We start from the raw sequence: 18,134 nt of genomic DNA, 5'->3' as shown, positions 1-18,134 counted from the left end.
GACGTACTAGGGATTTCGGTCGGTGCGGTGAGAGTGCGTGCCGGGCGTCGTGGGCCAGGCGGGACTTCGCGGACACGGCCTGGGCCGCCTCCGCCGGTCTGCTGTCTACCCGCGTTCCCACAACGCGGGGACATTCGGCGGCTCCCAGCCGGTCAGGGCGGTGTGAGCCTGCAGACAGCGGTAGGCGACCCCGCCGTATGTGACGCGGTCTCCCGCGGAGTAGGCCGTCCCGACCTTCCAGGTGCCGCCCGGTTCGGTCGGCGGGTCGGTCGGGTCGGTGGGCGGATCGGTCGGGTCCTGGGCGACGTTCAGGACGAAGTCGAAGCTGCCCTCCTTGCCGGAGCCGACCGCCCGGACGTTCATCAGGAGCGCCGGGTCGTACAGCGAGTCGGTGCTGTTGCGCGGCTCGCCCGGGAAGTACAGCTGGGTGGTGAGGATGCCCGAGCCGGGGGCCTGGGCCTTCACATGGATGTGCCGGGTGCGGCCGGGGTAGAGGCCGGGCACGATCGTGGTGAGCGTGAACGCGCCGTTCTGGTCGGTGAACTGGTGACCGCGGAAGGCGTAACCGCTCATGTCGTACGCGCCGTTGGTGTCGGCCTGCCAGAAGTCGAGCAGCACGCCGGGGATGGGGCGACACTCGCGCCCGAAGACGTAACCGCTGACGGTGAGCGGGACGCCGGGCGTGGACGACGTCACCAGGCTGGTGCGGAGCGGGGAGTTGGGCTTGAAGTACGGGCCCTCGATCTGGTCGTGCGTCGGCTCGTCGCCGTCGTCGCAGTCCGGGGTCGGGGCGAGCGGCTCGCCGGTCTTCCCGGCGTCGCGCGCCAGCGCCACCCCGCCGCCTGCGAACAGCGGTACGGCGGTGGCCACGAGCGCCGCCTTGAGGAGGGACTTGCGGCTGATCGCGGGGCCGCCCGCGGCTTCGGCGGTGGGCTCGTTGCTCTCGGGGGATGCGGGGGGCATGGCTGTGGACTCCTCGGGATGGTGGGGAAGGGCACGTGCGCGGTGCGGGGCCCGGGGCGGTGTCGGTCGCCCCGGGCCGTTCCTCGATCGCCTGAGGGGCGGGGGTGTTCCGGTGTTACAGGGCCTGCCACAGGGCCGGGACGTTCGGCGGGGTCCAGCCGGGCTGCGCCAGGTGGGCCTGGAGGCAGCGGTAGCTCGCCGAGCCGTACGTGACGACGTCACCGGCCGCGTAGGTGGTGCCGGCCGCCCAGGTGCCGCCCGGGTTGGTCGGCGGGTCGGTCGGGTCCGGCGGGGTGGTGGAGCCGTTGGTGACCAGGGTGAGCCCGTACGCCTGGAGCGCCGGGTTCAGCGGCTGGAAGTAGGTCACACCGCCCTGCGAGCAGTTGCCGGTGCCGCCGGAGGTGACGCCCTGGGCCTGGCTGCCGGAGATGAAAGAGCCGCCGGAGTCGCCGGGTTCGGCACAGACGTTGGTCCGGGTCACCCCGGAGACGGTGCCCTCCTGGTAGGTGACGCTGCTGTTGCGCTGCTGGATGGTGCCGCAGTGCCAGCCGGTGGTGGAGCCGGAGCGGCAGACGGACTGGCCCTCGATCGCCTCGGTGGAGCCGGTGACCGTCACGTCGCCGTTGCCGTAGCCGTTGACCAGCGGGCGCGGGGTCCAGTTGGTGTTGGTGGCGACCCAGGAGTAGTCGCGGCCCGGGAAGGTGGAGCCCTGGAACGAGCCCTGGGCCTGCTGGTTGTAGCCGCTGGTGGAGACGCCCGGGGTCCCGCAGTGCCCGGCGCTGACGAAGCCGCTCTGGGTGCCGCGCTTGACGGGGAAGCCGATGGAGCAGCGGCCGGAGCCGTTCATGTAGTACGCGTCGCCGCCGCGCAGGTCCGCGAAGGTGCGGGGCTGCTCGGTGGAGTGCGCGATCTTCACCAGGCCGCGGGAGACGCCTGCCTCGGCGAGCAGGGCCTCGGCGGCGGACGCCTGCCCGGCCTGGACGACGACCCGGTTGGCGCTGACGTCCACGTACCAGGCGGGGACGTCCTTCGGAGCGGTGCGCAGTGCGACCCGGTCCAGCGCGGCCTTGGCGGCGTCCAGCTCGGCCAGGCTGTGGTCGACGACCTCGGCGCGGGCGCCGGCCTTCGCGATGCGGGCGGCGTCCGAGGCGTCGGTGGTGGAGACCGTCAGCGTGCCGACGTCACCGGAGACGCGGGCGCCGGCGAAGTCGTCGCCGAGCGAATACCGCAGTCCGGCGGTGACGGCGGTGGCCCGCGCCTCGTTGGCTATGCGGTCGCGGGCCTCGGAGGCGGTCAGCCCGAGGTCGCGCTGCATGGCCTTCAGCAGTCCGGGCGAGAGCTGCGCGGCGTCCGTCGTGACGGCGGGGGTGTGGGGGGCGGGGTCGGCGGACGCGGTGCCGGTCAGCCCGGCGAGTGCGAGCGCGCCGACGGCCGCGGTGGCGGTACACGCGGCGAGGGCCCGCCTGCGGAGCATGGATCTCTCCATGGAACTCTCCTTGTTCGGGGGATCGCTTCGGGGGAAGCGGTGCGGGGGAATTCGCCGCCAAGGTAGCCGCGTACACGTCAGCTCCAGGAGATCCCGTCCGCCCCATCGCACCGCGTTATGGGGCGCGTGACCCGGCCCCAACTCCCTTTGTATACGGGTCCCGAGTAGGTTCCCCTCATGCGAATAGGCCGACTGCTGGGCAGTGGACGCGACGCGGACGTGTACGAGCTGGACGAGGCGTGGGTGCTGCGGCGCTACCGCGACAGGATGGACGCCTCCCGGGAACTGCCCGTCATGTCCTACCTGTCCGCCTCCGGCTACCCGGTGCCCCGGCTGGGCCCGCAGCCCCCGTCGGCCGGTCCCGGCGATCTGGTCCTCCAGCGCCTGAACGGCCCCACGATGCTGGAGTCCCTGATGTCCGGGGAGATCGGTGCCGAGGAGGGCGCGGAGCTGCTGGCCGGGCTCCTCGCCGAGCTGCACACCATCCCGGCCAGGCTCTCGCCCGACCCCGAGGACCGGGTGCTCCACCTGGACCTGCACCCGGACAACGTGCTGATGACGGCGGACGGACCCGTGGTCATCGACTGGAGCAACGCCGAGGAGGGCCCGCCCGCCCTGGACCGGGCCATGTCGGCGCTGATCCTGGCGCAGGTGGCGGTGGATCCGGACCACCCGGCGGCGGAGGGGGCCCGGGAACTGGTGACCGCCCTGGTGCCGCGCCTCGCCGCCGACGACGGCATCCCCGCCCGCCACCTCGCCGACGCGGCCACACGGCGCACCCTCAACCCGACGATGAGCCCGGCCGAGACGGCCCTGATCGGCGACGCGGCGGCCCTGGTCACCGCGCTCGCGGGGCGGTAGCACGTCCTACTCCCGCGCCCCGGCGAGCTCCACCGGCCGGGTCCGCAGGGCGAGTCCGGCGGGCAGCACGGCGCAGGCCACCGCGAGCGCCGTACTCACCGCCACGACGAGCCCGACCGCCTCCCACGGCACGACGACCGCCGCCGGGACGTCGAGCCGGCCGAGCGCGGCCCGTACACCGAGCAGGTTCAGCGCGGCCACCACCCCGCCGAGCCCCGCGCCCACCGCGACGACGGCCAGCGCCTCCGCCCCGGCCAACCGCAGCACCTGCGCCTTCGTCGCTCCGGCAAGGCGCAGCACGGCGAAGTCGCGGACCCGGTCCGCGGTGGCCATGACCTGGGTGTTGGCGAGGGCGATCCCCGTGTAGACGAGGGCGATCGCGAGGATCATCAGCAGCCCGGTCCGGGTGGTGCCGCCGCCCTGGGCGAGGGACGCGGCCCACTGCTCACGGGTCAGCACCTCGGTGCCGGTGGCCCGCCCGGCCGCGCGCAGCCCGCGGTCGACGGCCTGCCGGTCGGCCCCGGCGCGCACGGCGATCCCGACGCGGTCGACGGGGGCGCCGGCCGCGTTGCGCGGGGTGAGGTAGACGCCGTTGTCGCCGGTGCCGACGGCGAGCACGGCCGCGATGCGCAGGGTGGCCTCGCGGCCGTCGCCGAGCCGGACCCGGACGCGGGCGCCGACCCGGTGGGTGGCCCACTCCTCGTTGACGACGATGGAGCGGTCGTCCAGGTCGGCGAGGCGTCCGGCGACCACGGGCAGCGCGGACACGGCGGCCTCGTCGGCCGGGTCCACCGCCCGGGCGTCGGAGCGGATGAGGGCGGTGCCCTCTTCGAGCACGGTGACGGAGGTGGTGCGCGAGGCGCTGACCCGGGCGCCCTCGACGCGTCGGGCCCGGTCCACGAACTCCTGCGGGATGCCCGCCCGTTCGCCCACGGCCAGGAAGTCCGCGGTGACCTGCCCGCGCGCCTCCGCCGCTTTCGCCTCGTCGATCGTCGCCTTGGTGCCCATCAGCGACGCGGCCAGGGCGACGGTGACGAGCACGGGCGCGGCGACGGCGGCCGTCCGGCGCAGCCCGGCCGAGGCGTTCTCCCGGACCAGGAGGCCGGTCGCGCCCGGCAGCCGGGCGGGCAGCCAGGCCAGGAGGCGGATCGCGGGGCGCACCAGGAGGGGCGCGAACAGGGCGCATCCGGTGATCAGAAGCATCGGCTGCGTGGTGTACGTCTTGCGCTTGAGGAGCCCCGCCGGGTCCTGGACGAGCCCGAGCACCACCAGCACCGCCCCGGTGAGCAGGACGGTCGCGCCCAGCACCACGCGTACCGGCGGCATCGTGCCGCTGTCCACGGCGGCGTCGCGCAGGGCCTCGGCCGGGCGGACCCGTCCGGCCCGGTGCGCGGCGGCGACCGCTCCGGCGAGGGCGACGGCGAGGCCGGTCCAGAAGGCGGTGTGCAGCGGCCAGTTCGGGTGTCCAATGGCGAACCAGGCCGGGGCAAGGCGCTGTTCGACCATCCAGGACGCGAGCCGGGGCGCACCGGAGAGCCCCATCCGGCAGCCCGCCGCCGAGGCGAGGACGCCGACGAGCGCGGCCTCCGCGTACACCAGGCGGCGCACCTGGCCGGGCGTCGCGCCCGCCATGCGCAGCAGACCGAACTCCCGGCGGCGTTGGGCCACCGCGAAGGAGAACGTCGAGGCGACGACGAACACGGAGACGAAGGCGGTGATGCCGGCGGCGGTGCCCAGCAGGGCGTTCACCGAGACGAGGGCCTCGGCGTCCCGGTCCGGGTCGGGGTCGGCCCTGCGCCGCTCGTCGCCCGTGAGGACGTCGAGGCCCGGGCCGACGGCGGCGCGCACGGCGGCCGGGTCGGCGTGCACCACGACGGCGCCGATGTCCGGCGAGAGCCGGGCGGCCTCCGCGTCGCCGAAGAACACGGCGCGCTCGAAGGAGGCGGGGTGGACGGTCCCGGTCACCGTCCAACGTCCCTTCCCCGCAGGCGTGGTGAGGGTGATCCGGTCCCCGGCGGCCCCCTCCCCCGCCGCGACCACGACCTCGCCGGGCGCGGCGGGCGGCCGCCCGGAGAGCAGCCGGTACGGGGTCGCGTCGGCGACGGCCCAGGGATGACCGACCGCCGCGCCGGACCCGTTCCCCGTCGACACCGGGAAGGTCCGGTCCACCGCCGTCCGCCCCAGCCCCGCGAGCCGTGCGGCGACCTCCGGCGGAACGGGCCGGGGATCGGTGAGCTTCTGCGTACGGATACCGATCGAGGTGCGCACGCGCGCCTGGTCCGCTCCCCGCACCACCACGGGCGCGGCGGCAAACCGTTCGGGGGCCTGCTCCGGACCGTCGAAGGTGGCCGCGAGGGCCAGGCCCGTCGTGGCGACGATCCCCACGCCCAGGGCCAGCGCGAGGAAGGAGCCGGCGAGGGTGACCCAGCGGGTCCGTATGCCCTGGAGCACGAGCTTCAGCACGGGACGGCCCCCAGTCGCGTCATCCGGGCCGCGATCTCCTCGGCCTCCGGGGCGTGCAGCTCGTCGCGCACCCTGCCGTCCCCGAGGAACAGCACCCGGTCCGCGTACGAGGCGGCGACCGGGTCGTGGGTCACCATGATCACGGTCTGGCCGTCGTCCGCCATGGTCCGGAGCAGTGCCAGCACCTCGCGGCCGGTCGCGGAGTCCAGCGCGCCGGTCGGCTCGTCGCCGAAGAGCACGTCGGGCCGGGTGACCAGGGCGCGGGCCAGCGCCACCCGCTGCTGCTGGCCGCCCGACAGCTCACCGGGGCGGTGCCCGGCGCGCCCGCCGAGGCCCACTCGGTCCAGGACCCCGAGGACGTCCGCGCGCTTCGGGCGGCGGCCCGCGAGCCTGAGCGGCAGGGCCACGTTCTGCTCGGCGGTGAGGGCGGGGAGCAGGTTGAACGACTGGAAGACGAAGCCGATGCGGCCGCGGCGGAGCAGGGTGAGGCGGCGCTCGCTCAGCCCGGTCAGCTCCGTGTCGCCGAGGAACACCTGCCCCGCGGTGGGCCGGTCGAGGCCGGCGGTGCACTGGAGCAGGGTGGACTTGCCGGAGCCGGAGGGGCCCATGACGGCGGTGAAGGAGCCCCGGGGGATGTCCAGGCTGACCGCGTCGAGTGCGGTGACGGCACCGGATTTTCCGGCGTAGGACCGGGTGACCGAGCGGAGTCGGACGGCTGCGTGATTCATGTCCCCCAGCCAACCGCCGCCGCCCGTCCGGCACATCGCAGCGGTTTCCACTCCTGAGGTGGAGCTGTCTCTACCTCAGGAGTGGAAACCGCTGGGTGGTCCGGGTCCGCGCGCGCCGCCTACCGTTTCCGCATGTCCTCCTCCCCCGGCCTCCACCAGGCCCTGCGGCAGCGGCGGTACGTGCGCGGTCCTTGGCCGTGGCGGGCGGCGCTCTACCTACTGACCGGCGCGCTCACCGGCGTCGTGACGCTCGCCGTCCTCCTGCTGCTCGCGGTCGCGGGCGGCGCGCTCGCCGTGCTCCTCGTCGGCCTTCCGCTCCTGCTCACCCTGGCCCTCTCCGGCATCCCGCTCGCCGCCCTGGAGCGCCGCAGACTGCGGCTCGTCGACCCCTGCCCGCTCGCCCCGGTCCATCGCGAGCCGGACGGCACCGGGCTCACCGCCTGGCTGCGGACCCGGCTGCGGGAGCGGGCGACGTGGCGGGAGCTGGCCTACGCGCTGCTGATGGCGGTCGTCCTGTGGCCGGTGGAAGCGGTGACCGTGGGGACGGCGCTCACGGTGTGCGGCGGGTTGACAGCGGCGCCCGCGGTGCTGGCCGTGAGCGGCGGCGAGGAGGTCCGGGTGCTGAAGCTGTGGCTCGTCCATTCCTATCCGGCCGCCTTCGGGGCGTTGCTCGCCGGGCTGGTGCTGCTCCCGGTGTTCGCGTATCCGCTGGGGGTGCTGGCGGCCTGGCGCGCGACACTGACCCGGGCGCTGCTCACGGACTCCGGTGCCGTGGCGCGGCTGCGGGAGCTGGACCGGTCGCGCAGCCGGCTGGTGGACGCCTTCGAGGCGGAGCGGCGGCGCATCGAGCGCGATCTGCACGACGGGGCGCAGCAGCGGCTGGTGGCCCTGTCGATGACGCTCGGGCTGGCCCGCCTGGAGGGCCCGTCGGAGCCGCTCGCCAGGCTCCTCGCGAAGGCGCACGGCGAGGCGGACACCGCGCTGGTGGAGATCCGGGAGCTGATCCGGGGCATCCACCCCCAGGTCCTCACCGACCGGGGGCTGGGCGCGGCCGTGGAGGACGTGGCGGACCGTTCGGTGGTGCCGGTCGATGTGGACCTGGACCTGCCGGAGCGGCTGCCGGGGGCCGTCGAGAGCGGGGTGTACTTCGCGGTGTGCGAGGCGCTGGCCAACGCGGCCAAGCACAGTGGGGCGGCGCGGATCGAGGTGTCCGGGCAGCTCGCGCGCGGCCGGCTGGTGGTGGAGGTGGCGGACGACGGGCGGGGCGGCGCTTCGGCCGGGGACGGGACGGGGCTGCAGGGGGTGGCCGACCGTCTCTCGGTGCTGGACGGCCGTTTGATACTGTCCAGTCCCCCCGGCGGGCCCACGGTGTTCCGCCTGGAAGTCCCCGTATCGGGCGCGAGCGAGAGGCGCTGAGCGTGCGGATCGTACTGGCCGAGGACAGCGTGCTCCTGCGCGAAGGGCTCGTCGGTCTCCTCGAACGGTTCGGCCACCAGGTGGTGGCGGGTGCGGGCACGGCGGAGGAACTGATCGCGGCCGTCGCCGAGCACGGCCCGGACATCGTGGTGACCGATGTCCGCATGCCGCCCGGCTTCTCCGACGAGGGTCTGCGCGCCGCGCTCGAACTGCGCGACAAGCAGCCCGGACTGCCGGTGCTCGTGCTCAGCCAGTATGTGCAGCGCACCTACGCGGAGGATCTGCTCGACTCGGCGGACGGGCGGGGCGTCGGCTATCTCCTCAAGGAACGCATCGGCCATGTCGAGGAGTTCGTGGACGCCCTCGCCCGGGTCGCCGCCGGGGACACCGTGGTCGATCCGGAGGTGGTCCGGCAGCTCATCCGGCACCGCCGGGACCCGCTGTCCCGGCTGACCGCGCGCGAGCTGGAGGTGCTGGCCCTGATGGCGGAGGGCAGGTCCAACGCCTCGGTCGCGGAGGCCCTTTCGGTGAGCGAGGGCACGGTGAGCAAGCACTTCGGCTCCATCCTCGGCAAGCTGGACCTGTCGATGGACGACACCACCAACCGCCGGGTGCTCGCCGTTCTCGCGTATCTCAGGGGCTGACGCCTCCCGGTCTGCGCGCCCAGCCGGCCTCGCTCCTGCCGCCGGGGCGGACGCGGCGGCCCGCGCGGGCCCAGGGGGCCGGGCGGACCACGTCGGCGGGCAGGGCCTCCGCGCGGTGGTGGGCCAGGGCGTGCAGGACGGTGAGGACGGCGGCCAGTTCCTCGGGCGTGGGATCTCCGGACAGGAGGCGGATGGTCATGCCGGCTGGTTCCCGTGCTTGCGGTGCGGCAGGGCCGCCGTCTTGGTCCGGAGCATGGCGAGACCGGCCGCGAGGACGGCCCGGGTGTGCGCAGGGTCGATGACGTCGTCCACGAGGCCGCGCTCGGCCGCGTAGTACGGGTGCATCAGCTCCGCCTTGTACTCCTTGACCAGCTGCTGCCGGGTGGCCTCCGGGTCGTCCGAGGCCGCGATCTGCCGACGGAAGACCACGTTGGCGGCGCCCTCCGCGCCCATGACGGCGATCTCGTTGGCGGGCCAGGCATAGGAGAGGTCGGCGCCGATGGACCGGGAGTCCATGACGATGTAGGCGCCGCCGTACGCCTTGCGCAGGATGACCTGGATGCGGGGCACGGTCGCGTTGCAGTACGCGTACAGCAGTTTCGCGCCGTGCCGGATGATGCCGCCGTGCTCCTGGTCGACGCCGGGCAGGAAGCCGGGTACGTCGACCAGGGTGACGAGCGGGATGTTGAAGGCGTCGCAGAGCTGGACGAAGCGGGCGGCCTTCTCGGAGGCGTGGATGTCGAGCACCCCGGCCAGCACCATGGGCTGGTTGGCGACGACGCCGACCGTGCGCCCGTCGATCCGGCCGAGTGCGCAGATGACGTTGCCCGCCCAGTGCTCGTGGACCTCCATCAGGTCCTCGTCGTCCAGCAGTTCACGGACCACCCGGCGCATGTCGTACGGGCGTTGCGGGTCGGCCGGGACCAGGTCGAGCAGGGTGTCGCCGGGGCGGTCGGCCGGGTCGTCGCAGGGCGTGGCGGGCGGTTCCTCGGCGCTGTTGGCCGGGAGCAGGGTGATCAGGTGGCGGACCTCCTCCAGGCAGGTCTCCTCGTCGTCGTACGCGAAGTGCGCGACGCCCGAGGTGCCCGCGTGGACGTCGGCTCCGCCGAGGCCGTTCTGCGTGACCTGCTCGCCGGTGACGGCCTGGATGACGTCGGGGCCGGTGATGAACATCTGGGAGGTCTCGCGGACCATGAACACGAAGTCGGTGAGCGCCGGTGAGTAGGCGGCCCCGCCCGCGCACGGGCCGAGCATGACGCTGATCTGCGGGATGACCCCGGAGGCGCGGGTGTTGCGCTGGAAGATGCCGCCGTAGCCGGCGAGCGCGGTGACGCCCTCCTGGATGCGGGCGCCCGCGCCGTCGTTGAGCGAGACGAGCGGGGCGCCGGCCGCGAGGGCCAGGTCCATCACCTTGTGGATCTTCGCGGCGTGCGCCTCGCCGAGCGCCCCGCCGAAGATCCGGAAGTCGTGGGCGTAGACGAAGACCGTGCGGCCCTCGACGGTGCCCCAGCCGCCGACGACGCCGTCGGTGTGCGGGCGCCGGTCCTCCAGGCCGAAGCCGGTCGCGCGGTGCCGACGCAGCTGCTCGACCTCCTGGAAGGTGCCCGGGTCGAGCAGCAGCCCGATGCGCTCGCGGGCGGTGAGCTTGCCCTTGGCGTGCTGGCGGCCGGTGGCGGCGGCGTCCCCGGCGGCCACGGTGGCGTGCAGGCCGTTCAGTTCGGCGGTGCGGGTGCGGAGCGAGAGCACCGCGGCGGGCGCCGCGAACTCCTCCTCCAGCTCGGCCAGTGTCTCGGTTTCCACGGTTCGACTCCCTTGTCCGTTCGGCCTGTTCAGAGGCCGAGGCCGCGGTAGCGGCGCGGCCAGATGCCGTGCTTGCCGGGGGCGAGAATGCCCTCCGTGTCGAGTGCGTCCTTGATGCGTTCGCCGAGCCTGCGCACGGCGTGGTCGTTGAAGCCGTAGGCCGCTGCGACCCGGTCCATCAGCGCGGGATGGGCGCGCTGCACGCCGTAACCGGCCTCCGCCGCGGCCCGGACCAGCGCCTCGCACAGCCGCAGGGCGCGCGCCCGGTCGTCCGCGTCCCGGGTGTCGAAGACGGCGGCGACCCGGTGGTGCAGGGCCCGCGCCCCGACCGCGAAGGCGCCCAGGTAGTCCTTGCCGTGCGCGTGCGCGAGGTCCCGGGCCAGCGCGTACTGCGCGAGGGCGTCCGCGCCGGTCACCGGCGACACGGGGGTGAGGTCGATCCGGCCCCCGTGCGGCAGCCAGCCGTCGGCCTCGTCCGCCGGGCGTGCGTGTGCCGCCCCGCCCCCGTCCGCCCCGGCGCCGCCCATCCCGGCGCCGCCCGCTCCGCCCCCGTCCGCTCCGGCTCGGGAGAACCGGGCGCCGGGGACGGCGGCGAGCGCGTCCCGGATGACGGACCACTGGGCGTCGATCACGGCGGGCGCCCCGGCCAGCTCCCCGTACAGGTTCCAGCGGCCGATGCCGTGGTCCGCCATGAGCGTGCGGACGACGCGGTCGGGGACGGGGCCGGTGCCCCGGTGGTACGTGTCGCGGCTCCCTGCCGCCGCCGCGTCGAGGAGCACGCTGCGGACGGTCGGCGTCCCGGTGACGGTGCGGTCCCGCAGCAGCGGGCGCAGCGCGTCGACCAGGGGCCCGAGGCCGTCCTCCGCCGGGACGGCGACCGCGTAGGCCCGCCGCGCCGCCGGTTCGGGGGCCAGCCGCACCCCGAGCTTGGTGACGATCCCGAACGCGGACCTGGCGAACATCGCGCCGAGGGCGGGCCCGCAGCCGTACGGCGCCCAGGGTCCGGGGCCGGTCAGGGCGGCCGTCCCGGTGCGCACCACCTCCCCGTCGGCGAGCACGACCTCCATGCCGTACGGGGCCGCGTCGGCGCCCTCGTAGCCGGGGCCGCCGGTGGAGCGGTCCAGGACCTCGCCGACGACGCTGCCCCAGCGCGGGCCCTCCAGTTCCACCCGCTGGTCCAGGCCGAGTCCGGCGATGCGCCCCGCCAGGTCGTGGAAGGTGACCCCGGGCTCCACGACCGCGTAACCGCCCGCCGGGTCCACCTCGACGACCCGGTTCATCCGGGCGAGGTCGACGGCGACCGCACCGGGGAGCCGGGGCGCCGGGCCGCCGAAGCCGGGATCACGGCCCGGCAGCACCGGCGAGAGCGGCACCCCGAACGCCCCGGCGATGCGCACCACCGCCCGGACGTCCTCGACGGTGGCGGGCAGCACGGCGGCGGATGCCGCGAAGTGGTCCTCGTCCAGGACGGGTTGGGGGTCGGTGTAGCCGGGGAGGCCGACCGCGCCCTCGGTCAGGACCCACCGCGGGCCCAGGGCCACCCGGAAGGCGGCCAGGGCCCGGGTGAAGTCCCGGCCGTCCACCCCGGGCGGGAGCCGGCGGACCTTCACGGCGCGCCTGCCCCGATCCGGACCGGGGACCGCTCCGAGGGCACGAACGCCTGGACGTCGACGCGTTCCCACACCCCGGAGACGGCGAACGGGTCACCGGTGGCGAACTCCTCCGCCTCCTCCCGGGTACCGGCCTCGACCACGATCAGGCTGCCGACCGCGGTGGTCCCGTCGGCGGCGGTCAGCGGCCCGTACAGCACGGGCCTTACGCGCGACTCCCGCAACCGCGCCGAGTGGGCCGGGCGCTGGGCGGCGCGCAGCTCCGCGGTGCCCGGCGCGTCCAGGCAGTGGATCGCCCACAGCATGGCGTTCTCCTTCCGTTCGTCGCGACGGACTCAGGCGGCGCGGTCGGCGCTGACCGCGGGGGCGGACTGCTCGCGGAGGCGGGTCAGTTCGCTGACGACGGCCTGGCGGGCGGCGAGCTTCTCCTGCTTGACGGAGAACCGCTCGGGGATGACCCGGTACTCGGCCTCGACCACGCTGGCGAGCTTCTCGCCGTGGTGGAAGCCGATGCGGCACCGGAAGACCGAGCCGACCGGGCCGCGGGTGTGTTCCAGCAGCTCGTACTGGGCGGTGGCGGGCAGCGGGAAGACGAAGCTGTGGAACTCGGAGTTGACCGAGCCGATCACGAAGCGGGTCTTCTCCGGGCCGGTGACGAAGAACTGCTCGGTGACCACCGTCCACATCTGGCGGGCCGCCTCCAGGAGGGTGATGGCCGGGATGTGCTGCCCGGTGAGGTGGTCCTCCAGGACCTCGACGCGCTCGTCGATGACGAGGTCGGCGACGAAGCGCTTCTCGCCCGTCTGGCCGACCGGGCCGATCAGGACGTTCTTCGCGTCGTGCTTGTGGGTGAGCCGCTGGTCGGCCGGTTCCGGGACGCCGCCCTTGCCCAGCGAGAGGGCCGGTCCGTGCGCCTCGGCCAGGGCGCGTATCTCGGCGAGCTGGCCGGCGCTGAGGCCCTGGCCGATGCTCACCGACAGGCTCTCGGTCAGCTCCCCGGCGCGCAGCCGGGCGAGCAGCTCGGAGACGGGGACGGTGCCCCGGTTGGCGAGGAAGTCCTCGAAACGGTCCCCGACGGCGATGAGTGCTTCGTGCGACATGTCGATCCCTCCAGGATGTGGGGCTGGTGCGGGCGGGTGCGGTGCGTCAGACGGCGGTGGCCGCCAGCTGCTCGACGGTGCGGACGTAGGCGTCGGACAGGGCGCCGACCGTACGGACGTCGGAGATGACGTACTCCTCCTCGAAGGGGTCGACGCCGAGCTCCATCTCCAGCTGGATGACGAGCCGGGCCAGCAGCAGGGAGTTGAGCCCCAGCTCGTGCAGGAACTCGGTGCCGGTGAGCGTGGGGTGCGTGGGCCGGCCGGCCTCGGCGAGCAGGGCGTTGATCTCCTGGTGGACCAGGGCGGTGATGTCGGCTGCGATCAGCATGTGATTCCTCCGTCTACGACGATCGACTGTCCGGTGATGAATGAAGAGGCGGGCGAGATGAGATAGAGAACGGCGTCGGCGATTTCGTTCATGGTGCCGAGTCGGCCGAGCGGGGTGCGGCGCTGAATGCGTTCCCGGTTCCTCTCGGTGACTTCCTCGGTCATGTCACTGTCGAAGAATCCGGGCACCAGCGAATTCACCCGGATGTTGAAGGCCCCGAGTTCCCGGGCCAGGCTGCGGCTGAATCCGTCGAGCCCGGCCTTGGTGGCGGCGTAGACCGCCACGCCCCGGTAGCCGCGGATGGCGTTGATGGACGAGATGTTGAGGATCTGGCCGCCGCCCTGGCGCGTCATCGCGCGGGCGCACGCCTGGGCGAGGGTGATCGGGGCGAGCAGATTGCTCGCGATCAGCGTCTCGGTCTGCTTGCGGGACGTGGTGAGGAAGAGTTCCTGGTGCAGCACGGCCGCGTTGTTGACGAGGAGGTCGACGCGGCCGAAGCGGCGGACCACCGTGCGGACGACCCCGCGCAGCGCGTCCGGGTCCCCGAGGTCGGCGGCCTCCCAGAGGAAGCGGTCGCCCCGCTCGGCCTGGAGGTCCTTGACGAAGTCGTTGGCGGACCGGCTGAAGGTCGCGACCCGCCAGCCCTCGGCGAGCAGCCGCTCGACCAGGAGCCGGCCGAGCCCGCGGCTGCCGCCGCTGACGAGGGCGACCCGGTCCTGCTCCGGGGCCCCGGCGGCGGCGCTCATGCCGCGCTCCGGATCTTCTTGTACCGCTCCGAGTGCTGCGGGGCGGCGGAGACCTCCACGAGCACCGGGACCTTGTACGCCTCCAGGCGCCGGCCGCAGTACTCGCGCACCCTGCGCGTGACGGAGCGCCGGTCCTCGTCCTCGACCAGCTGCACGGTGGCCTTGACGACCATGCCGGTGACCGGGCTCGGCCGGCCGCTGACGGTGGCCTCCGCGATGTTCTCGACCTCCAGCAGGACGCTCTCGACCTCGCTGGGGTAGACCTTCTCGCCGCCGACGTTGATGATCTCGGAGTTCCGGCCCAGGATGCGCACCCAGTCGCCGTCGACCTCGACCACGTCCTGGGTGTTGAAGAACCCCTCCTCGTCGAAGGGCGCGGGCGCGTTGAGGTAGCCGAGCATGGCCATCTCGGAGCGGATCCACAGGATGTTGTCGACGATCCGGTGCTCGAAGCCGGCCGAGCCGAGCTTCACCCACAGGGTGTCGTCGCCGCGCGACCGGGTCGGCAGGATGCCCAGCTCGGACAGTCCGTACGTCTGCTTGAGCCGTACGCCCGGCAGCGCCTCGCCGAGCCGGCGCAGCGTCTGGAGCGGCATGGGCTCGGTGCCGTACGTGACGAGCTTCAGCGAGTCGGTGGCGTACCGCTCGTGGGCGCCGGAGATCAGCACCATGTTCAGGAAGGTGGGCGTGGTCGGCAGGATCTGCACCCGGTGCTCGGCGATCGCCGCGAAGACGGCCTCCGGGGTGCGCTCCGCGACGGTCACCACGGTGCCGCCCTGGCTGAGCGTGTGCAGCAGGGTGTTGACGCCGCCGATGTGGTCCAGGCTGAGGAAGGACAGGATGCGCGAGGGGCGGGTCGGCTCCCCGTAGCGGGCCAGGACCTTGTCGAAGTCGAGCACGGACGCCTTGCTGCGGCCGGTCGTGCCCGAGCTGAACAGCACCAGGCCGGGGCGGCCGGCGGCGCGCAGCTCGCCGTAGAGGGCGTGGTCGGCGCGGCGGCCGGTGCGCTCACAGCGGTGCACGCCGCCCTCGTCCACCTGGACGACGACCTCGACCTCGGCCACGTCCAGGAACTCGGCGCGCTTGGCGGCGGGCAGGGCGGTGAGCGGGACGACGACGACCCCGCGCTCGATGAGCGCCAGCAGACCGGCGCACGCCTGCGGGGAGTACGCCCCCTCCAGCGTGACGACCTCGCCGGGGCGGACCCGGTGGCGGTCGAGGAAGCCGCGCCATTCGTCCACGAGCCTCAGCAGGTCCTCGTAGCGGTAACTGCGGCCCTCGAAGGCGACGGCCTCGGAATCGCGGAAGGATTCCAGTCGGGCCAGAAAGGGGTGGGGCATCGTTTTCTCCTGGGTTCGAGGTCTTTCGGATTTCGCGGTCTTTCGGATTTCGATGATTCGAAGCTAGTCCGCGTCAATTCGTCGCTCAATATGGCTTTTATGAGCCCTCGTACGGGGTGCCCATTCGGGGTGCCCATTCCGGGTCCCCGTTCCGGGCGCCCATTCGGGCAGGGGTACGGGGTGGCCGAAAGGGCATGTAGCGGAAGAGGCATCGACGGCGCATGCTCGGAGGCGTAACGCACGACTGCCGTGACCTGTCCTGGGATGGCAGCGGGCCGCCGAATCCGGCCGGCCCCGGTGCGCCGGTTCTCCGGCGCGTTCGCCCCCAGGAGCAGAAGTGATCCAGCAGATCCTGCCGTCCGCCGTCGCCTGCGCCGACACCACCGCCGACCTGCCGGGAGCCCGGGTCCTCCCGGAGGAGGAGCCGTTGCTCGCGAAGTGCGTGGAGCAGCGGCGCCGGGAGTTCACCACCACCCGGCACTGCGCCCGCCGTGCGATGTCGGCGCTGGGGGTCGCCCCCGCCCCGGTCCTCCCGGGCGCCAAGGGCGAACCGCGCTGGCCCGCCGGGGTGACCGGCAGCATGACCCACTGCGACGGCTACCGGGCGGCGGCGCTGACCCGCAGCGACCGCTTCCACAGCGTCGGGATCGACGCGGAGTGCCACGCGCCCCTGGAGGAGCGGATGGTGCGGCACATCTCCGTGCCCGCCGAGCGCAAGCACCTGGCCGAGCTGGCCCGGGCCAGGCCCGAAGTGCACTGGCCCACCGTGATGTTCAGCGCGAAGGAGGCCGTCTACAAGACGTGGTTCCCGCTCACCGGCCGCTGGCTCGGCTTCCGGGACGCCCGGCTCGCGTTCGACCCGGAGGCGGGCACCTTCCGGGCCCGGCTGATGGTGCCGGGGCCGGTGGTGGACGGCGCCCGCCTGGGCTGGTTCACCGGCCACTGGGCGGTGCGCGAGGGGCTGGTGCTCACCGCGATCGCGTTGCGGCGGGGGCGGTGAGGCCGGAGGCGGCGGGGGCGGTGAGGCCCGAGGCGTCGAGCGCGGGCCGGTCCGCGAGGCCCGTGAGCTCCGCCGCCGCCCAGGCTCCCGCCGTACGCAGCCGGCCCGGGGCCGACGGGAGGACCGGCCAGTCCAGCCGCTGGGCGTGCTCCATCAGGACCCGGTCGTTGCCGCCGACGACCACGGGGCGGCCGACCGCGAGGAGCATGTCGAGGTCGCTCGCGTGGTCCCCGTAGCAGCTCGACTCCCGCGCGTTCAGGCCGAGTCGGGCGATGGTCTCGCGGACCGCGTCGGCCTTCACCGAGCCGATCATCGGGCGCTCCACCTCACCGGTGAGCAGTCCGCCGGAACCCACGACGGGCTCCGAGCAGAGGATGAGGTCGGCGCCCAGGTCCTCGGCGAGCGGGTCCAGGCAGCCCCGGAACGAGCCGGAGACCAGCACCACCAGGTCCCCCGCCTCCCGGTGCCGGCTCGCGGCGGCCCAGGTGGCGACGGTGACGGCGGCGGGCCCGCGCCGGTACGCCTCGTACCACTCGCGCCCGGCGGTGCGCAGCTCGTCCATCGCGACCCCGGCGAACCGGCGGTAGTAGCGGCGGTTGATCTCCGAGCGGTGCACGCCGGACGCGGCGGCCTCGCGGACGCCGGCCATCACGGCGGCGTGGCCGGAGCCGTCGTCGCCGTGGCGGGCCATCCAGAACCGCAGGAAGTCGAACATGCTCTTGGTGTTGATCAGCGTCTCGTCGACGTCGAAGAAGGCGGCGCGGGTGGCCTTCGTCGTGATCGCTCGGTCCATGGAGTTCATCGCGGAGTTCACCAGCCGGTTCCGTAGGGGGAGGCCGGCGCGGGGGCGGCGGCCTGCGGGGCGGGGCCGCACAGGCCCTCGCGCAGGGCGCGGGCGGCGGCGAGCGTGCGGTTGGGGCAGTTGAGCTTGGCCAGGATGTTGGCGACCAGCCGCTTCGCGCCGTGCTCGGAGATCCGCAGCCGGCGCCCGATCTGCTTGTTGCTGAGCCCGTCCACGACGAGCGTCAGGGCCTCGCGCTCGCGCGGCGTGAGCCGGGGCGCGGCCGGGACCTCGCGGGCGCCGCGCCCGGCGAGTTCGAGGAGCGGCCGGGTCAGGGCGGCCGGTATGCGCGCCTCGCCGGCCCGCATCGCGCCGAGCACGTCGCCGAGGGCCGCCGCGTCGAGGCCGTCGGAGAACAGCAGCGAGGCACCAGCCACGGAGGCGACCCGGTCGAGGTCGAGGGACCGGGTGTCGGGCAGCAGCAGGAGCACGCGCACCCCGTACGCGGCGACGCGGTGCAGCACGGAGTCGCCGTCCAGGTCGGCCGGCTCCGGCACGATGAGCAGCACGTCGGTCGCCGGGTCGCCGACCGCGTCCACGGCTGCCGACAGCTCCGCGAAGGCCCGGCAGGTGCCGACCGTGTCCACGGCACCGAGCATGCGCTCCAGGCCGTAGCGCTGGAGGTCGTCGCGGACGGAGAGGATGACGTGGGTCGCCTGCTGCGGGATCAGCTGCGGCGAGTTGACGCTTACCGGCAAAGAGGCGGCGACTGCCGGTTCGTGTCCGTGAAGTCCCGTCGTACGCCCGGAGGGCGTGGCCTGCGGCGTCTGGTGCGTGCTCTCGACGTGCCGGCCGACATCCCTCGTGC

18 protein-coding genes are annotated in these 18,134 nt (G+C 74.0%); 4 read left to right on the top strand and 14 right to left on the bottom strand.

Features of this window, described 5'->3' with window-relative positions; translation table 11 throughout:
* Positions 1 to 105: 105 nt before the first annotated feature.
* Positions 106 to 963, bottom strand: coding sequence for a carbohydrate-binding protein (locus tag AB0L33_RS02810; protein ID WP_365677297.1), 858 nt, complete (start codon positions 961 to 963; stop codon positions 106 to 108).
* Between the two features lie 115 nt (positions 964 to 1,078).
* The gene (locus AB0L33_RS02805; RefSeq protein WP_365677296.1) at positions 1,079 to 2,449 is read right to left on the bottom strand and encodes an alpha-lytic protease prodomain-containing protein; all 1,371 of its coding nucleotides are present in this window, start codon (positions 2,447 to 2,449) and stop codon (positions 1,079 to 1,081) included.
* Positions 2,450 to 2,626: 177 nt separating this feature from the next.
* Between AB0L33_RS02805 and AB0L33_RS02800 the strand changes: the two genes are divergently transcribed.
* On the top strand, positions 2,627 to 3,310 hold the full coding sequence (locus AB0L33_RS02800; RefSeq protein ID WP_365677295.1) for a phosphotransferase: 684 nt from the start codon (positions 2,627 to 2,629) through the stop codon (positions 3,308 to 3,310).
* A 6-nt stretch (positions 3,311 to 3,316) separates the two neighbouring features.
* Here the strand turns inward: AB0L33_RS02800 and AB0L33_RS02795 are convergent, their stop codons facing one another.
* Complete coding sequence (locus tag AB0L33_RS02795) at positions 3,317 to 5,773, bottom strand: ABC transporter permease (RefSeq protein WP_365677294.1); 2,457 nt, start codon at positions 5,771 to 5,773, stop codon at positions 3,317 to 3,319.
* On the bottom strand, positions 5,767 to 6,501 hold the full coding sequence (locus AB0L33_RS02790; protein WP_365677293.1) for an ABC transporter ATP-binding protein: 735 nt from the start codon (positions 6,499 to 6,501) through the stop codon (positions 5,767 to 5,769). Before AB0L33_RS02790 ends, AB0L33_RS02795 begins: the two co-directional genes overlap by 7 nt.
* A 132-nt stretch (positions 6,502 to 6,633) precedes the next feature.
* On the opposite strand from AB0L33_RS02790, the gene AB0L33_RS02785 reads away from it, so the two are divergent.
* Together AB0L33_RS02785 and AB0L33_RS02780 are read left to right on the top strand one after the other, a co-directional pair.
* The gene (locus AB0L33_RS02785) at positions 6,634 to 7,917 is read left to right on the top strand and encodes a sensor domain-containing protein (RefSeq protein ID WP_365677292.1); all 1,284 of its coding nucleotides are present in this window, start codon (positions 6,634 to 6,636) and stop codon (positions 7,915 to 7,917) included.
* 2 nt (positions 7,918 to 7,919) lie between these two features.
* On the top strand, positions 7,920 to 8,561 hold the full coding sequence (locus tag AB0L33_RS02780) for a response regulator transcription factor (RefSeq protein ID WP_365677291.1): 642 nt from the start codon (positions 7,920 to 7,922) through the stop codon (positions 8,559 to 8,561).
* On the opposite strand, the gene AB0L33_RS02775 is transcribed toward AB0L33_RS02780, so the two are convergent.
* Genes AB0L33_RS02775 through AB0L33_RS02740 form a run of 8 tightly spaced genes read right to left on the bottom strand, consistent with a single transcriptional unit; the run spans position 8,551 to position 15,485 of the window.
* On the bottom strand, positions 8,551 to 8,760 hold the full coding sequence (locus AB0L33_RS02775; protein ID WP_365677290.1) for an acyl-CoA carboxylase subunit epsilon: 210 nt from the start codon (positions 8,758 to 8,760) through the stop codon (positions 8,551 to 8,553). The two genes, AB0L33_RS02780 and AB0L33_RS02775, sit on opposite strands and share 11 nt — an antisense overlap.
* On the bottom strand, positions 8,757 to 10,361 hold the full coding sequence (locus AB0L33_RS02770) for an acyl-CoA carboxylase subunit beta (RefSeq protein ID WP_365677289.1): 1,605 nt from the start codon (positions 10,359 to 10,361) through the stop codon (positions 8,757 to 8,759). The genes AB0L33_RS02775 and AB0L33_RS02770 overlap by 4 nt, the downstream gene beginning before the upstream one ends.
* 29 nt (positions 10,362 to 10,390) lie before the next feature.
* On the bottom strand, positions 10,391 to 11,971 hold the full coding sequence (locus tag AB0L33_RS02765) for an FAD-binding protein (RefSeq protein ID WP_365677288.1): 1,581 nt from the start codon (positions 11,969 to 11,971) through the stop codon (positions 10,391 to 10,393).
* Positions 11,968 to 12,276, bottom strand: a complete 309-nt coding sequence (locus AB0L33_RS02760) for a YciI family protein (RefSeq protein WP_365677287.1) — start codon at positions 12,274 to 12,276, stop codon at positions 11,968 to 11,970. Before AB0L33_RS02760 ends, AB0L33_RS02765 begins: the two co-directional genes overlap by 4 nt.
* A gap of 30 nt (positions 12,277 to 12,306) precedes the next feature.
* Entirely contained in the window at positions 12,307 to 13,071 is a 765-nt protein-coding gene (locus AB0L33_RS02755) for an AfsA-related hotdog domain-containing protein (protein WP_365677286.1), read from the bottom strand.
* 46 nt (positions 13,072 to 13,117) lie between these two features.
* Positions 13,118 to 13,399 (bottom strand): phosphopantetheine-binding protein, encoded by a 282-nt coding sequence (locus tag AB0L33_RS02750; RefSeq protein ID WP_361027989.1) that lies wholly within the window; start codon positions 13,397 to 13,399, stop codon positions 13,118 to 13,120.
* Positions 13,393 to 14,145 carry an SDR family oxidoreductase gene (locus AB0L33_RS02745; RefSeq protein ID WP_365677285.1) on the bottom strand — a complete coding sequence of 251 codons (753 nt, stop codon included), beginning with the start codon at positions 14,143 to 14,145 and terminating at the stop codon, positions 13,393 to 13,395. Before AB0L33_RS02745 ends, AB0L33_RS02750 begins: the two co-directional genes overlap by 7 nt.
* Entirely contained in the window at positions 14,142 to 15,485 is a 1,344-nt protein-coding gene (locus AB0L33_RS02740; RefSeq protein ID WP_365677284.1) for a fatty acid--CoA ligase family protein, read from the bottom strand. Before AB0L33_RS02740 ends, AB0L33_RS02745 begins: the two co-directional genes overlap by 4 nt.
* Positions 15,486 to 15,822: 337 nt before the next feature.
* Here AB0L33_RS02740 and AB0L33_RS02735 point away from each other — a divergent pair, with 337 nt between their 5' ends.
* The gene (locus AB0L33_RS02735) at positions 15,823 to 16,485 is read left to right on the top strand and encodes a 4'-phosphopantetheinyl transferase superfamily protein (protein ID WP_365677283.1); all 663 of its coding nucleotides are present in this window, start codon (positions 15,823 to 15,825) and stop codon (positions 16,483 to 16,485) included.
* On the opposite strand, the gene AB0L33_RS02730 is transcribed toward AB0L33_RS02735, so the two are convergent.
* Complete coding sequence (locus tag AB0L33_RS02730; RefSeq protein WP_365677282.1) at positions 16,454 to 17,299, bottom strand: HAD-IB family hydrolase; 846 nt, start codon at positions 17,297 to 17,299, stop codon at positions 16,454 to 16,456. The genes AB0L33_RS02735 and AB0L33_RS02730 overlap by 32 nt on opposite strands.
* On the bottom strand, positions 17,296 to 18,024 hold the full coding sequence (locus AB0L33_RS02725; RefSeq protein ID WP_365677281.1) for a response regulator transcription factor: 729 nt from the start codon (positions 18,022 to 18,024) through the stop codon (positions 17,296 to 17,298). Before AB0L33_RS02725 ends, AB0L33_RS02730 begins: the two co-directional genes overlap by 4 nt.
* Positions 18,025 to 18,134: the final 110 nt, after the last annotated feature.

Source organism: Streptomyces sp. NPDC052299, from assembly GCF_040679335.1.
Lineage (GTDB): Bacteria > Actinomycetota > Actinomycetes > Streptomycetales > Streptomycetaceae > Streptomyces.
This window is presented reverse-complemented; position numbering and strand designations above follow the sequence as displayed.

Bases quoted from the DNA above. Each gene is read 5' to 3' on its own strand.
- AB0L33_RS02810 (WP_365677297.1), bottom strand. From the start codon at position 963: ATGCCCCCCGCATCCCCCGAGAGCAACGAGCCCACCGCCGAAGCCGCG.
- AB0L33_RS02805 (WP_365677296.1), bottom strand. From the start codon at position 2,449: ATGGAGAGATCCATGCTCCGCAGGCGGGCCCTCGCCGCGTGTACCGCC.
- AB0L33_RS02800 (WP_365677295.1), top strand. From the start codon at position 2,627: ATGCGAATAGGCCGACTGCTGGGCAGTGGACGCGACGCGGACGTGTAC.
- AB0L33_RS02790 (WP_365677293.1), bottom strand. From the start codon at position 6,501: ATGAATCACGCAGCCGTCCGACTCCGCTCGGTCACCCGGTCCTACGCC.
- AB0L33_RS02785 (WP_365677292.1), top strand. From the start codon at position 6,634: ATGTCCTCCTCCCCCGGCCTCCACCAGGCCCTGCGGCAGCGGCGGTAC.
- AB0L33_RS02775 (WP_365677290.1), bottom strand. From the start codon at position 8,760: ATGACCATCCGCCTCCTGTCCGGAGATCCCACGCCCGAGGAACTGGCC.
- AB0L33_RS02760 (WP_365677287.1), bottom strand. From the start codon at position 12,276: ATGCTGTGGGCGATCCACTGCCTGGACGCGCCGGGCACCGCGGAGCTG.
- AB0L33_RS02755 (WP_365677286.1), bottom strand. From the start codon at position 13,071: ATGTCGCACGAAGCACTCATCGCCGTCGGGGACCGTTTCGAGGACTTC.
- AB0L33_RS02750 (WP_361027989.1), bottom strand. From the start codon at position 13,399: ATGCTGATCGCAGCCGACATCACCGCCCTGGTCCACCAGGAGATCAAC.
- AB0L33_RS02745 (WP_365677285.1), bottom strand. From the start codon at position 14,145: ATGAGCGCCGCCGCCGGGGCCCCGGAGCAGGACCGGGTCGCCCTCGTC.
- AB0L33_RS02740 (WP_365677284.1), bottom strand. From the start codon at position 15,485: ATGCCCCACCCCTTTCTGGCCCGACTGGAATCCTTCCGCGATTCCGAG.